Source organism: Bordetella genomosp. 13, from assembly GCF_007679965.1.
Lineage (GTDB): Bacteria > Pseudomonadota > Gammaproteobacteria > Burkholderiales > Burkholderiaceae_B > Bordetella.
In genome coordinates, this window is record NZ_VEHL01000001.1 from 381,709 (window position 1) to 394,024 (window position 12,316).

At 68.0% G+C, this 12,316-nt stretch carries 13 protein-coding genes; 6 read left to right on the forward strand and 7 right to left on the reverse strand.

Features of this window, described 5'->3' with window-relative positions:
- The first annotated feature begins 1 nt into the window (after window position 1).
- The 5 genes from mreC (at window position 2) to FS845_RS01815 (ending at window position 6,348) form a co-directional block, all read left to right on the forward strand.
- Window positions 2–889, forward strand: a complete 888-nt coding sequence (gene mreC / locus FS845_RS01795; RefSeq protein WP_144630354.1) for a rod shape-determining protein MreC — start codon at window positions 2–4, stop codon at window positions 887–889.
- Window positions 876–1,433 (forward strand): rod shape-determining protein MreD, encoded by a 558-nt coding sequence (mreD, locus tag FS845_RS01800; protein ID WP_144630356.1) that lies wholly within the window; start codon window positions 876–878, stop codon window positions 1,431–1,433. The genes mreC and mreD overlap by 14 nt, the downstream gene beginning before the upstream one ends.
- A gap of 12 nt (window positions 1,434–1,445) precedes the next feature.
- Window positions 1,446–3,596: a penicillin-binding protein 2 gene (gene mrdA / locus FS845_RS01805; RefSeq protein WP_144630358.1), complete on the forward strand. Its 2,151-nt coding sequence runs from the start codon at window positions 1,446–1,448 to the stop codon at window positions 3,594–3,596.
- On the forward strand, window positions 3,593–4,732 hold the full coding sequence (rodA, locus tag FS845_RS01810) for a rod shape-determining protein RodA (protein WP_144630361.1): 1,140 nt from the start codon (window positions 3,593–3,595) through the stop codon (window positions 4,730–4,732). The genes mrdA and rodA overlap by 4 nt, the downstream gene beginning before the upstream one ends.
- Before the next feature lie 110 nt (window positions 4,733–4,842).
- Window positions 4,843–6,348 carry a DASS family sodium-coupled anion symporter gene (locus tag FS845_RS01815; protein WP_144630363.1) on the forward strand — a complete coding sequence of 502 codons (1,506 nt, stop codon included), beginning with the start codon at window positions 4,843–4,845 and terminating at the stop codon, window positions 6,346–6,348.
- A gap of 45 nt (window positions 6,349–6,393) precedes the next feature.
- Here FS845_RS01815 and slmA read toward each other — a convergent pair whose 3' ends face one another.
- Genes slmA through argB form a run of 3 tightly spaced genes read right to left on the reverse strand, consistent with a single transcriptional unit; the run spans window position 6,394 to window position 8,673 of the window.
- A complete protein-coding gene (gene slmA / locus FS845_RS01820) occupies window positions 6,394–6,975 on the reverse strand; it encodes a nucleoid occlusion factor SlmA (protein WP_144630365.1) in 582 nt (193 codons plus the stop codon).
- 49 nt (window positions 6,976–7,024) lie between these two features.
- The gene (locus FS845_RS01825) at window positions 7,025–7,771 is read right to left on the reverse strand and encodes a pyrimidine 5'-nucleotidase (protein WP_144630367.1); all 747 of its coding nucleotides are present in this window, start codon (window positions 7,769–7,771) and stop codon (window positions 7,025–7,027) included.
- Window positions 7,771–8,673 carry an acetylglutamate kinase gene (gene argB / locus FS845_RS01830; RefSeq protein ID WP_144630369.1) on the reverse strand — a complete coding sequence of 301 codons (903 nt, stop codon included), beginning with the start codon at window positions 8,671–8,673 and terminating at the stop codon, window positions 7,771–7,773. Before argB ends, FS845_RS01825 begins: the two co-directional genes overlap by 1 nt.
- 250 nt (window positions 8,674–8,923) lie before the next feature.
- On the opposite strand from argB, the gene FS845_RS01835 reads away from it, so the two are divergent.
- Window positions 8,924–9,721, forward strand: coding sequence for a MetQ/NlpA family ABC transporter substrate-binding protein (locus tag FS845_RS01835; protein WP_144630371.1), 798 nt, complete (start codon window positions 8,924–8,926; stop codon window positions 9,719–9,721).
- 188 nt (window positions 9,722–9,909) lie between these two features.
- Here FS845_RS01835 and FS845_RS01840 read toward each other — a convergent pair whose 3' ends face one another.
- Genes FS845_RS01840 through FS845_RS01855 form a run of 4 tightly spaced genes read right to left on the reverse strand, consistent with a single transcriptional unit; the run spans window position 9,910 to window position 12,285 of the window.
- On the reverse strand, window positions 9,910–10,404 hold the full coding sequence (locus tag FS845_RS01840; RefSeq protein ID WP_144630373.1) for a peroxiredoxin family protein: 495 nt from the start codon (window positions 10,402–10,404) through the stop codon (window positions 9,910–9,912).
- Complete coding sequence (locus FS845_RS01845; protein ID WP_144630375.1) at window positions 10,401–11,153, reverse strand: BON domain-containing protein; 753 nt, start codon at window positions 11,151–11,153, stop codon at window positions 10,401–10,403. The genes FS845_RS01840 and FS845_RS01845 overlap by 4 nt, the downstream gene beginning before the upstream one ends.
- Entirely contained in the window at window positions 11,153–11,746 is a 594-nt protein-coding gene (locus FS845_RS01850) for a phosphoheptose isomerase (protein ID WP_186332122.1), read from the reverse strand. The genes FS845_RS01845 and FS845_RS01850 overlap by 1 nt, the downstream gene beginning before the upstream one ends.
- Before the next feature lie 8 nt (window positions 11,747–11,754).
- Window positions 11,755–12,285 carry a YraN family protein gene (locus FS845_RS01855; protein WP_144631196.1) on the reverse strand — a complete coding sequence of 177 codons (531 nt, stop codon included), beginning with the start codon at window positions 12,283–12,285 and terminating at the stop codon, window positions 11,755–11,757.
- Window positions 12,286–12,316 lie beyond the last annotated feature (31 nt).

The window sequence follows — 12,316 nt, forward strand, 5'->3', positions numbered from 1 at the left end:
CATGCAACGACAAGGGACCACCCCCCCGCTGTTCCGGCGCGGCCCGCCGGCCGAGGTTCGCCTGGCCGTGCTGGTGATATTGGCGTTGGCGCTGCTGATCGTCGATTCGCGCCTGCGCGTGCTGGAACCGGTGCGCAGCGTGGTCGCCATCGGCCTGTATCCGTTCCAGCGCGCCGTCATGGCGCCGCGCGACCTGGTCAGCCAGGTCGATGAATGGGTCAACGCCGCCAACCTGATCCGTACCGAGAACGAAGCCCTGCAGCGCCAGCGCATCGAGCTGGCGCAGGTGAGCTCGCATGCCGCGCAGCTGGCCGCCGAGAACTCGCAGCTGCGCCGCCTGCTGGGCGTGACCGACGCCGCCCCGCAGCCGGCGGTGGTGGTCGAGGTCCTGTACGAGCCGCCCGATGCCTTCCAGCAGCGGCTGGTGTTCAACAAAGGCAGCCGGGCCGGCCTGGCCGCGGGCATGCCCGTCATCGACGAAGGCGGGGTGGTGGGCCAGATCGTGCGCACCACGCCCATGACGGCCGAGGCCGCCCTGGTCACCGACGAGCGCGTGTCCATTCCCGTGCAGGTATTGCGCAATGGCCTGCGCCTGATCGCCTTCGGCGCCAACACGCCGGGCACGATCGAGGTGCGCTACCTGGCCGCCAACGCCGACATCCGCGAGGGCGACACCATGGTCACCAGCGGCGTGGGCGGGCTGTTCCCGGCCGGGCTGCCGGTGGGGCGGGTCACCGCGGTGCAGCGCGATACCTCCTCGGGCTTCGCGCGCGCATTGGCGGAACCGCTGGCGCATCCCGAACGCTACCGGCATTTCCTGGTCCTACAGGCCGACGTGGCGCAAGCCCAATCCAACCAGCAGGAGGCAGACGGCGATGGCCCGCAGTAACCCGCAGCCCGCGCGCCGCCTGGGAACCCCCAGCAACGTGCATCCCGAGCGCCTGTCGCATCCGGCGCACGGCGCGTTCGTCTGGGGCACGCTGCTGCTGGTCTGGCTGGTGTCGCTGCTGCCCTGGCGCCAATGGACGGCCGCGCCCGACATCCTGGCGCTGGTCATCGCCTTCTGGTGCGCGCACGAGCCGCGCCGCGTGGGCCTGGTCACCGCCTTCGTCTTCGGCTTGCTGCTCGACGTGCACGACGCCGGCCTGCTGGGCGGCCATGCCCTGTCCTATACTTTGGTGGCATACGGATCGGTGGCGCTGTATCGCCGCCTGCAGCGCTTCGAGCTCTGGAGCCAGGCGATGCACATGCTGCCCGTGTTCGTGCTGTCCCAGTTCGCCACGCAGATCGTGCTGGCCTGGCTGGCGGGCCGCTGGCCCGGCTGGGACTGGGCCCTGGGCGCGTTGCTCACGGCGGCCATCTGGCCCATGGTGGGATGGGTGCTGCTGTTGCCGCAGCGCCGCCTCGACGATGTGGAATCTTCCGCCGGGTAGGCGGCAGGCGCGATGTTCGAATTCAAGAAGACCGGTCAGCAGCAGAAGCAGCGCTTCCGGCTGCGCGCCTGGGTAGGCGCGGCGGCGGCGTTGCTGTGCTTCGGCGTCTTGATCGGGCGCTTCTGGTATCTGCAGGTCGACCGCTACGAAGGCCTGTCCCAGCGCGCCGACCGCAACCGCATCGCGGTGGTGCCCATCCCGCCGCGCCGCGGCGAGATCCTCGACCGCAACGGCGAGATCCTGGCCCGCAATTACCGCACCTATACGCTGGACGTCGTGCCCGCCCGCGCCGGCGACCTGACCGACCTGTTCGAGCGCCTGTCGCAGGTGGTCTATCTCAGCCCCAACGACCAGCGCAAGTTCCGCCGCCTGGTCGGCGAATCCGGCCGCTACGCCACGCTGACGCTGCGCAACAACCTGAACGACACCGAGGCGGCCTGGTTCGCCGCGCACGCGTTCGAGTTCCCCGGGGTCGAGCTGCGCGCGCGCTGGGTCCGGGAGTACCCCCAGGGCGCCGCCGCGGGGCACGTGGTGGGCTACATCGGCCGCATCTCCGAGAACGACCTCGACGAGTTGGACAAGACCGGCGAAACCGGCAACTACCGCGGTACCGACGTCATCGGCAAGAAGGGCATCGAGAAGTCCTGGGAAACCGCGCTGCACGGGCGCACCGGGGTGGAAGAGGTGGAAGTCACCGCGGGCGGGCGCCCGGTGCGCACGCTGCGCCGCACCGATCCGGTGCCGGGCTCCGACATCATGCTGTCCATCGACATGGGCCTGCAGCGCGTGGCCGAAGAGGCCTTCGAAGGCCGCCGCGGCGCCCTGGTGGCCATCGATCCCGATACCGGCGAAGTGCTGGCCTTCGTGTCGCAGCCCTCGTTCGACCCCAATCTGTTCATCGACGGCATCGACGTCGAGAACTGGAAGCTGCTGAACGAATCGCCCGACCATCCGCTGATCAATCGGCCGCTGTACGGCACCTATCCCATCGGTTCCACGTACAAGCCCTTCGTCGGCCTGGCGGCGCTGGAACTGGGCAAGCGCAGCGCCACCGAGCGCATCCCCGATCCGGGCTATTACGAATTCGGCGGACAGCGGTTCCGCAACGCCGGGGGCGCGGCCTATGGCATGACGGACATGCACAAGGCCATCGTGGTGTCGTCCGACACCTATTTCTATTCGCTGGGGCCCGAGATCGGCGTCAATCCGCTGCACGATTTCACCAAGCAGTTCGGCTTCGGCCAGATCACCGGCATCGACCTGGACGGCGAGAAGGCGGGCGTCTTGCCCTCCACCGAGTGGAAGCGCAAGGCGTACAAGGACCGCGAGCGGCAGCGCTGGTACGCCGGCGAGACCATCTCCGTGGCGGTGGGGCAGGGCTACAACTCGTTCACGCTGCTGCAGCTGGCGCAGGGCACGTCCACGCTGGCCAACAGCGGCCTGTACCGCAAGCCGCACCTGGTGCATGCCGTGCGCGATCCTCGCACGGGCGCGGCCGAGAAGACCAAGTCGGCGCCCGACTACCAGATTCCCCTGAAACAGCAGAACGTCGACATCATCAAGTCCGCCATGGCCGACGTGGTCAAGGCGGGCACGGCGCGGCGCGCCTTCGCCAACGCGCAGTACCAGTCGGCCGGCAAGACGGGCACGGCGCAGGTGTTCAGCCTGCGCGGCTCGCACTATCGCGCCTCCGAGGTGTCCGAACGCCTGCGCGATCATGCGCTGTTCATGGGGTTCGCCCCGGTCGACCACCCGCGCATCGCGGTGGCCCTGATCGTCGAGAACGCGGGCTGGGGCGCCAGCGTGGCCGCGCCCGTGGCGCGCAAGGTGTTCGACTACTGGCTCCTCGAGAAAGGCCGCCAGCCGGCGCGCAGCGCAGAAGGGGCCGGCGGGGCCGACGGCGCGCAGGCCAAGCCCGGCGCCGCCGCGGCGGCCGAGGCGTCCCCCGAGCCGGGCGAGGTGTCGTCCCAGGTGTTCAGCGACGTCGATGCCCTGCGGCCCGGCCGCCAGGCCGCCGCGCCCAAGCCTGCCAGGCCCCGCATGCCCGTCACGCCCGGCCCGCAGCCGCCCAGACCCGCATCATCGTCCCCCGAGGCTGCCTTGCCTGCACGGCCCAATGCTTCCAACGTGGCCGCGGCCGCACGATCCGGAGCCTCCGAATGAAGCGCCTGGGCCTGCTGTTGCTGCGCGTGTTCATGGCGTTCGACTGGCCGTTGCTGCTGATCCTGCTGCTGTTCGCGGGCCTGGGCCTGACGGTCATGCATTCGGCCGTGGGCAGCACCGACTGGCGCTTCGCCGACCAGTCGCGCAATTTCCTGGCGGCCTTCATCGCCATGTGGATCGTGGCGCTGGTGCCTCCCAACCTGCTGATGAAGCTGGCGCTGCCGTTCTACATCGTCGGCGTGGTGCTGCTGCTGGGCGTGGAGTTCTTCGGCGAGACCAGCAAGGGCGCCACGCGCTGGCTGAACCTGGGCGTGACGCGCATCCAGCCGTCCGAGATGATGAAGATCGCCGTGCCGATGATGCTGGCCTGGTATTTCCAGCGCCACGAGGGGGCGGTGCGCGTCATCGACTTCATCGTGGCGGCGGCCATGCTGGCGGCGCCGTTCGGACTGATCGTGCTGCAGCCCGACCTGGGCACGGCGCTGCTGGTGTTCGGCGCCGGCTTCTTCGTCATCTACTTCGCCGGCCTGTCGTTCAAGCTGCTGATCCCGGTGGTGCTGGCCGGGGTCGTCGGCCTGGGCACGCTGGTCTACAACGAAGAACACCTGTGCACGCCCGAGGTCGATTGGGTGGTGCTGCACGACTACCAGAAGCACCGCGTCTGCACGCTGCTCAATCCCAGTTCCGACCCGCTGGGCAAGGGCTTCCACACGATCCAGTCGATGATCGCGGTGGGCTCGGGCGGCCTGTACGGCAAGGGCTACATGCAGGGTACGCAGACCCACCTGGACTTCATCCCCGAACGCACCACCGACTTCGTGTTCGCGGTGTACGCCGAGGAATTCGGCATGTATGGCGGGGTGGCGCTGCTGGTGCTCTACGCCCTGCTGATCGCGCGAGGCCTGGCCATCGCGCAGAACGGCAGCACCCAGTTCGGCCGCCTGCTGGCGGGCGCGCTGACGATGATGATGTTCATGTACGTGTTCGTGAACATCGGCATGGTCACGGGCATCCTGCCCGTGGTGGGCGTGCCCTTGCCCTTCATGAGCTACGGCGGCACCGCGCTGCTGACCATGGGCATCGCCTGCGGGATCATGATGAGCGTCAGCCGGCATCATCGGCCGGTGAAGAAATAGGGATCCCCGGGCCGGCCTGGCCCGGCCGGGTTTGATCAGGATCAATGCGAGGGGCGCGGCGCCTGCGTACCATAGGGTACCCGGCCCACGTCCACGCAAGGAAATCCGTCATGCCTGATCGGCTGAAAGCCATGCTCGCCTATTTCCAGGAAAACGTGCCGTTTCGTCTGGCGCCCGCGGCCGTCACGACGGCATTCCTGGTCGCCATGCTGCTGCTGCCCGTACCGGAAGGGCTCGCGCCCAAGGCCTGGGCGCTGCTGGCCATCTTCCTGACGACGATCCTGGCAATCATCCTGAAGGTGATGCCCATCGGTGTCATGGCCATGATGGCCATGACCATCGTGGCGCTGAGCCAGGTGACGTCCACCTCGTCCAAGGGAGCCATCGCGGATGCGCTGTCCAGCCTGGCCAATCCGTTGATCTGGCTGATCGTGGTGGCCATCCTGGTGTCGCGCGGCCTGAAGAAGACCGGCCTGGGCCAGCGCATCGGCCTGTTGTTCATCTCCCGCCTGGGACGCCGGACGGTCGGCATCGGCTATGGGCTGGCGGTCTGCGAACTGGTGCTGGCGCCCTTCACGCCCAGCAACACCGCGCGCGGCGGCGGCATCGTCCACCCCATCATGAAATCGATCGCCGGCGCGTTCGATTCCGATCCCGCCAAGGGCACCGAGCGCAGGATGGGCACCTACCTGTCGCTGGTGAACATGCATGCCAACACGATCACCTCGGGCATGTTCGTCACCGCCACGGCGCCCAACCCCCTGGTGGTCGATTATGTGGCACGGGTGACGAACCAGAGCCTGCACCTGTCCTGGACGACCTGGGCGCTGTGCATGCTGCTGCCCGGCCTGGCCTGCCTGCTGCTGATGCCGCTGCTGCTGTCGGTGCTGGCGCCGCCCGAGGTCAAGGCCACCCCGCATGCCGTGGAGTACGCCCGCACCGAACTGCGGCGCATGGGCCCGCTGTCCGGCGGCGAGCGCGTCATGATCGGCACCTTTGGCGTCCTGCTGGTGCTGTGGGCCAATCTGCCGGCCATGGTCTTCGGACCGGCGTTCACGCTGGACCCCACCGTGGTCGCGTTCGTCGGCCTGTTCATCCTGATCATCACCGGCACGATAGCCTGGGACGACGTGCTGTCGGAGAAGAGTGCCTGGGACACGCTGATCTGGTTCGGCGCGCTGGTCATGATGGCGGAGCAGCTGAACAAGACCGGCGTCATCGCCTGGTTTTCGGCACTGCTGAAGAACGGCATCGTGTCGGCCGGCCTGGGCTGGGAAATGGCCGCCGCGCTGTTGGTGCTGCTGTTCGTGTTCTCGCACTACTTCTTCGCCAGCACCACCGCGCACATCAGCGCCATGATGCTGGCCTTCCTGACCGTGGGCGCGGCGCTGGTTCCGCCGGACTACCTGGCGCCGTTCCTGCTGATGATGGCGGCGGGCTCCACCATCATGATGACGCTTACGCACTACGCCACGGGAACCTCGCCGATCATCTTCGGCAGCGGCTACGTCACGCTGGGCACGTGGTGGCGCGTGGGATTCGTGATGTGCGTGGTCGAGCTGGCGATATACGCCGTGCTGGGCGTGCTGTGGTGGAAGATGCTGGGCATGTGGTAGGCCCGGAGCCGAGCCTGCATGGAAGGCGCCGGGCGGCGCCCGGCATCAGGCCTGTCCCAGCACGATGCGCAGTTGCTCGTCCAGGTGGGCGGTGGGCGCGACCCGCCATCCGCTTTGCGCGTAGCGCAGCCAGCGCCCCATCACGAAATGCGTCAGCAGGCTGGCATGGGCCGCGACGTTGGCATCGGCGGGCAGCGCGGCCTCGCTCACCGCGGTGCGCAGGCACTGCTTCAGCGTGGCCTCGATGCGGTCGTTGATGTGGTTGATGCGTTCCTGCAGCCGGTTGTCCTCGGTGACCAGGGCGTCGCCGGTCAGCACGCGCGTCATGCCGCGGTTGCGTTCGGCGAAGGACAGCAGCATGCCGACGGTCTTGCGGGCCTGGGAGAGGCCGTCGGGCTCGGTGGCGCCGATCTGGTTGACCAACGTGAAGATGCTGGTCTCGATGAACTCGATCAGGCCCTCGAACATCTGGGCCTTGCTGGCGAAATGGCGGTACAGCGCGGCCTCGGACACCTGCAGCCGGGCCGCCAGGGCAGCCGTGGTGATGCGGGCCGCATGCGGCTGTTCGAGCATCTCGGCCAGCGCTTGCAGGATCTGATGCTTTCTTTCGCCGGGTTTGGTGGCCATGGGCAGGGCCTGTAATAGTCGGGCGGTGGATGGAAAGCCGGCCACGCGCTCAACCGCGCAGGGGACGGCGGCGTAGCAGCAGGTCGCGAATCGAGTTTACTCGTAAGTCGACATAACTTGGACGACTACGGGCTGCCTTCGCAAACGGCGTGCCCGGGTGGTAGACGTGCACCGTGCGCACCCCCGCCTGCCGGGCGCCGCGCAGGTTGGCCAGGGTGTCCTCGACCAGCACGGCGCGCGACGCGGGCACGCCCTCGCGCGCCAGCACGTAGCGCATCAGGGCGACCGACGGCTTGGGCCGGAATTCGCCGTGCAGGCGCATGTGTTCGATGGCCCACAGGCTGTCGAACTGCTGCAGGATGCCCAGGTGGCGCAGCACCGCCCTGGCGTAGTGGAACGGGGCATTGGTCAGCAGCACCTTGCGGCCGGGCAGGCTGCGCAAACGCTGCGCCAGCCCGCGCTCGGCGCGGATCAGCGGCTCGACGTCGAAGTCATGGCTGCGCAGCAGGAACTGGTTGGCATCGACGCCGTGGTGGCGGACCAGGCCGATGACGGTGGCGCCGTAGCGCTTCCAGTATTTCTGGCGCAACAGGTTGGCCGCGTCGATGTCCACGCCCAGCGCCTCGGACACCGCGCTGGTCATGCCCTTGTCGATGCGCGGGAAAATCGCGTGCGAGGTGTCGTGCAGCGTGTTGTCCAGGTCGAACAGCCACAGGCGCTGCGGCACGCCCGTGGCCAGGCGGCGGCTGCGGCGCTGGCGCGCCGCGGGCCGCAGCAAATGCCTGTGAGCATGCATCAATGCGCGCTGATCATGGTGCCGACGCCCTGGTCGGTCAGGATCTCGAGCAGCAGGCAGTGGGGGACGCGGCCGTCCACGATGTGCACGGCATTCACGCCGTTCTTGGCGGCGTCCAGCGACGACGAGATCTTGGGCAGCATGCCGCCCGAAATAGTGCCATCGGCGAACAGCTCATCGATGGTCTGGGCCGACAGCTTGCGCAGCAGGTTGCCGCTCTTGTCCAGCACGCCCGGGGTGTTGGTCATCATCAGCAGCTTTTCGGCGCCCAGCACCTCGGCCATCTTGCCGGCGACCACGTCGGCATTGATGTTGTAGGCGGTGCCGTCCTCGCCGTAGCCGATGGGCGAGATGACCGGGATGAACTGGTCGTCCTGCAGGGCCTTCACCACCGCCGGTTCGACGCGGGCGATGTCGCCCACGAAGCCGATGTCGATGGGCTCGGCGGGATTCTCCTTGTTGGCCATCAGCTTTTTGTGCGCCTGGATCAGGCCGCCGTCCTTGCCGGTGAGGCCCACGGCCTTGCCGCCGACTTCGTTGATCATCATGACGATGTCCTGCTGGACCTGGCCGCCCAGCACCCACTCGACCACTTCCATGGTCTCGGCGTCGGTCACGCGCATGCCCTGCACGAACGTGCCCTGCTTGCCGATGCGGCGCAGCGCGTCGTCGATCTGCGGGCCGCCTCCGTGGACCACCACGGGGTTCAGGCCGACCAGCTTCAACAGCACCACGTCGTGGGCGAAGCTGCGCTGCAGGCGCTCCTCGGTCATGGCGTTGCCGCCGTACTTCACCACGATGGTCTTGCCGTGGAATCGTCGAATGTAGGGCAATGCCTCGGAGAGCACGGCAGCCTTGAGGGCAGGTGACGAAGCAGCGGCAGGGTCGGGGGTGTCGGTCATGGCACGTAGTACGGAAGAGAGTGAAAGATGGAAAAAATGCCTGCCCCGTGCGGGTGGGCATGGGTACAAGCATAAGGCAGATTGTAGACTTGCCGAAGGGCTTATGCCGCAAATCCATGTCGTTATGCCCGACAATCGGCCGCGGTTCCGGTAAATTTGGCAACCCTGCGCGCCTGTGGCGGACATCCTCCGCTTCCGACCGGCGCGCGTCACATTTCGTTCATACCCATAACGAGAGAGGCTACCCATCATGCGTTTCAATTTCCTGCGCGCCCTGGCGCTCGCGTCGTCCGTTGGCCTGGCCTTCGGCGCTGCCGCCACGGCCTCGGCCCAGAAGCTGGTCGTGGGCGCCACCCAGGTGCCCCATGCCGAGATCCTCGAAGTGGTCAAGCCGGTGCTGGCCAAGGAAGGCGTCAACCTGGACATCAAGGTGTTCAGCGACTACGTGCAACCCAACCTGCAGCTGGCCGACAAGGAACTGGACGCCAATTTCTTCCAGCACAAGCCCTACCTCGATACGTTCAACAAGGACCGCGGCGCCAAGCTGGTGCCGGTGGCCCTGGTGCACGTCGAGCCTTTCGGCGCATATTCCAAGCGCATCAAGGCGATTTCCGAGCTGAAGGAAGGCGCCACGGTGGCCATTCCCAACGACCCGTCCAACAGCGGCCGCGCGCTGCTGCTGCTGCAGAAGCAGGGCCTGCTCAAGCTGAAGGACGCCTCCAGCATCACGGCCACCCCGCTGGACATCGCCGAGAACCCGCGCAAGCTGAAGTTCCGCGAGCTCGAGGCCGCCATCCTGCCGCGCGCCCTGGGCGACGTGGACCTGGCGCTGATCAACACCAATTACGCGCTGGAAGCCGGCCTGGTGCCCACGCGCGACGCGCTGTTCATCGAGGGCTCGGACTCGCCCTACGCCAACATCCTGGTCACGCGAGAGGACAACAAGGACGCGCCGGCCGTGAAGAAGCTGGTGCAGGCGCTGCATTCCGAGGCCGTCAAGAAGTTCATCGTCGAGAAGTACAAGGGCGCCGTCGTTCCTGCGTTCTGATTCGGCGGGCAACCCCGGCAGGAGCGACCTCGGCCGGCAAGGTCGGGGTTCCCGCCCCGGCTTGCGGAATGCCGGGCCCGGCACGCTTGCCGCCAGGCGCCTGGCGGGTCGATGCGCGGCTCGGGCGCAAAAACAAAAAGGACCCCAGCGGGGTCCTTTTGCATTCCGGCTAAAAGGCGATGCCGGGATCAGCCTGCCGCCAGTGCCTTTTCGACCGTGGCGTGGAATTCCGCCACGTCGTACTCGCCCAGGTAGCGCTTGATGATGCGGCCTTGCTTGTCGATCAGGAAGGCGGTGGGGGTGAGGCGCACGTCGCCGAAGGCCTTCGCCACGTCGCCCTTGGCGTCCAGCGCCACGGGGAAGGGCAGCTTGCGGCTTTCGGTGAAGTTCAGCACGTAATTGGCCGGATCGTACGACATGGCCACCGCAACGGCCTCGTAGCCCTTGGGAGCGTACTCGTTGTAGGCCTTGATGGTTTCCGGCATCTGCTTGACGCAGGTGACGCAGCTGGTGGCCCAGAACTTGACCAGCACGACCTTGCCGCGCAGGTCCTGCATGCTGACCTGCTTGCCATCGATCATGCTGAACGTGACGTCGGGCGCGGTGGGGGCGGGCCGCATGACGAACCAGCCGCCGATGCCGGCGGCCACGACCACGGCCAGGGCGAGAATGAGCTTTTTCATTTGATGGGCATGGTTTGCATGGAGCCGCCAGTATCGACGCTCGTGGCTGACGCGCCGCTGTCTTCGATGGGCGCCTGGGGCGCCGCGGGTTCGGCGGAACCGGACTTGTTCGGCTCGACCTGGTCCTTGGCGCCGCCGGACAGGCGCACGGCCTCGTCGCGGCTGATGATGTCGAACAGCTTGACCACCTTGGCCACGCCACCCACGCCGGAGACGGTGGACGCGGCATAGTCGCCCTCGATCTTGGTGACCTTGCCCATCAGGTAGACCACGCCGCGGTCGGTGGTGACGGTGATGGCGCTGGCCGGCACGTAGCGCGCGTTCAGCAGCGCGGCGTGCACCTTGGAGCTCAGCCAGGAATCGTTGCTGCGCGTGCCGAACGAGGCGGCGGGGCCCACGGTCAGCTGGTTGTACACGGTCTTGGCATGCTCGACGCGCTGCGCGATGGAGGTGGCCTCGGCCTTGGCGGCGTCGGACGGCACGTCGCCGGTCAGCAGGACGCGGCCTTCGTACGAGGTGGCATTGATGCGCGCCGCGTCGCCCAGCTTCTGCGAAATCTGGCTTTGCGCCTTGAAGGCGATGTTCTGGTCTTCGAGCTGGATGCCCGAGGTGCGCCGGTCGGTGGCGACCACGGCGGTGGTGGCGGCGGCGCCGCCGACGATCAGGGGCACGCAGCCCGGCAGGGCCACGGCGCAGGCCAGCAGGGCAGCCAGCAGGGGTGCGCGGGAGGGGGCTGGGACGTTCATCATTATTCGGTGTCTCCAAGCAAGAGGGCATCGATGCCGTCGCACAGCGCGTGCAGCAGCAGGCCGTGGACTTCCTGGATGCGCATGGTACGGTCATGCGGCACACAGAGATGGACGTCCTGCGGCGTCATCAGTTCCCCGATCACGCCGCCGCCCTTGCCCGTGAGGGCGATGACGTGCATCTCGCGATCGCGCGCGGCCTCGATGGCGCGCACCACGTTGGGCGAATTGCCGCTGGTGGACAGGGCCACCAGGATGTCGCCGGCCTGGCCCAGTGCGCTGACCTGGCGTTCGAACACTTCGTCGAAGCCGTAGTCGTTGCCCACGGCGGTGAGGATCGAGGTGTCGGCGCTGAGCGTGATGCCGGCCAGGGGCAGGCGTTCGCGCTCGAAGCGGCCGACCAGTTCGGCGATGAAATGCTGCGCGTCGGCGGCCGAGCCGCCGTTGCCGCAGGCGAGAATCCGGCCATTGTTGGCCAGGGCCGAGAACATGAGGTCGACGCCGGCGGCCAGGGGCTCTGCCAGGGCGTGCATGCTTTGTTCGAACAGGCCGATCGCGTCGCGGAAATGCGACGTCATCCGGGAGGTCATATCCATGGCGCGCATTATCTCACCATCCCGTCCTCGACGCTGAACGCGGCGCGCAGCCACCGCGGCCGTTCGTCGCCCTCGAACAGCACGACGTCGAAACGCACGGGCGGGATGCGGCCGTGCCAGTGGCGTTGCGCCAGGCGGGGCAGCAGCAGGGCGGCGGCGCGCGCCAGGCGGCGCTGCTTGGCGTGGTCGATGCTGGCCGCCGCGCCGCCATAGCGGCCGCCGCCGCGGGCGCGCACCTCGACCAGCACCAGCGTGTCGCCGTCGCGCAGCGCCAGGTCGATTTCGCCCGCCGAGACCCGCAGGTTGCGCGCCAGCGGCTGCAGGCCCTGCCCGGCCAGCAGCGCCAGCGCGTCGTCCTCGAAGGCCAGTCCGCGCCGTTGCGTGGGCGACAGGCGTGGCGGGTCCGCGGCATCGGCCCGCGTAGCCTCCGGCCCGCGCGCGGCCCGCGGCCTGCGGCGCCGCTTGCCGCGCCGGGCGGCGGCCAGGGCGCATGCCAGCGCGGTGGGATCGAAGGCGAGGGTCGTCGGGTCGTCGGCCATGTCCAGGTGCATGCAGGGGAAACGGCGCATC

Coding starts and splice junctions, on each gene's coding strand:
- mreC (WP_144630354.1), top strand. CDS start 2: ATGCAACGACAAGGGACCACCCCCCCGCTGTTCCGGCGCGGCCCGCCG.
- mreD (WP_144630356.1), top strand. CDS start 876: ATGGCCCGCAGTAACCCGCAGCCCGCGCGCCGCCTGGGAACCCCCAGC.
- mrdA (WP_144630358.1), top strand. CDS start 1,446: ATGTTCGAATTCAAGAAGACCGGTCAGCAGCAGAAGCAGCGCTTCCGG.
- rodA (WP_144630361.1), top strand. CDS start 3,593: ATGAAGCGCCTGGGCCTGCTGTTGCTGCGCGTGTTCATGGCGTTCGAC.
- FS845_RS01815 (WP_144630363.1), top strand. CDS start 4,843: ATGCCTGATCGGCTGAAAGCCATGCTCGCCTATTTCCAGGAAAACGTG.
- slmA (WP_144630365.1), bottom strand. CDS start 6,975: ATGGCCACCAAACCCGGCGAAAGAAAGCATCAGATCCTGCAAGCGCTG.
- FS845_RS01825 (WP_144630367.1), bottom strand. CDS start 7,771: ATGCATGCTCACAGGCATTTGCTGCGGCCCGCGGCGCGCCAGCGCCGC.
- argB (WP_144630369.1), bottom strand. CDS start 8,673: ATGACCGACACCCCCGACCCTGCCGCTGCTTCGTCACCTGCCCTCAAG.
- FS845_RS01835 (WP_144630371.1), top strand. CDS start 8,924: ATGCGTTTCAATTTCCTGCGCGCCCTGGCGCTCGCGTCGTCCGTTGGC.
- FS845_RS01840 (WP_144630373.1), bottom strand. CDS start 10,404: ATGAAAAAGCTCATTCTCGCCCTGGCCGTGGTCGTGGCCGCCGGCATC.
- FS845_RS01845 (WP_144630375.1), bottom strand. CDS start 11,153: ATGATGAACGTCCCAGCCCCCTCCCGCGCACCCCTGCTGGCTGCCCTG.
- FS845_RS01850 (WP_186332122.1), bottom strand. CDS start 11,746: ATGGATATGACCTCCCGGATGACGTCGCATTTCCGCGACGCGATCGGC.
- FS845_RS01855 (WP_144631196.1), bottom strand. CDS start 12,285: ATGGCCGACGACCCGACGACCCTCGCCTTCGATCCCACCGCGCTGGCA.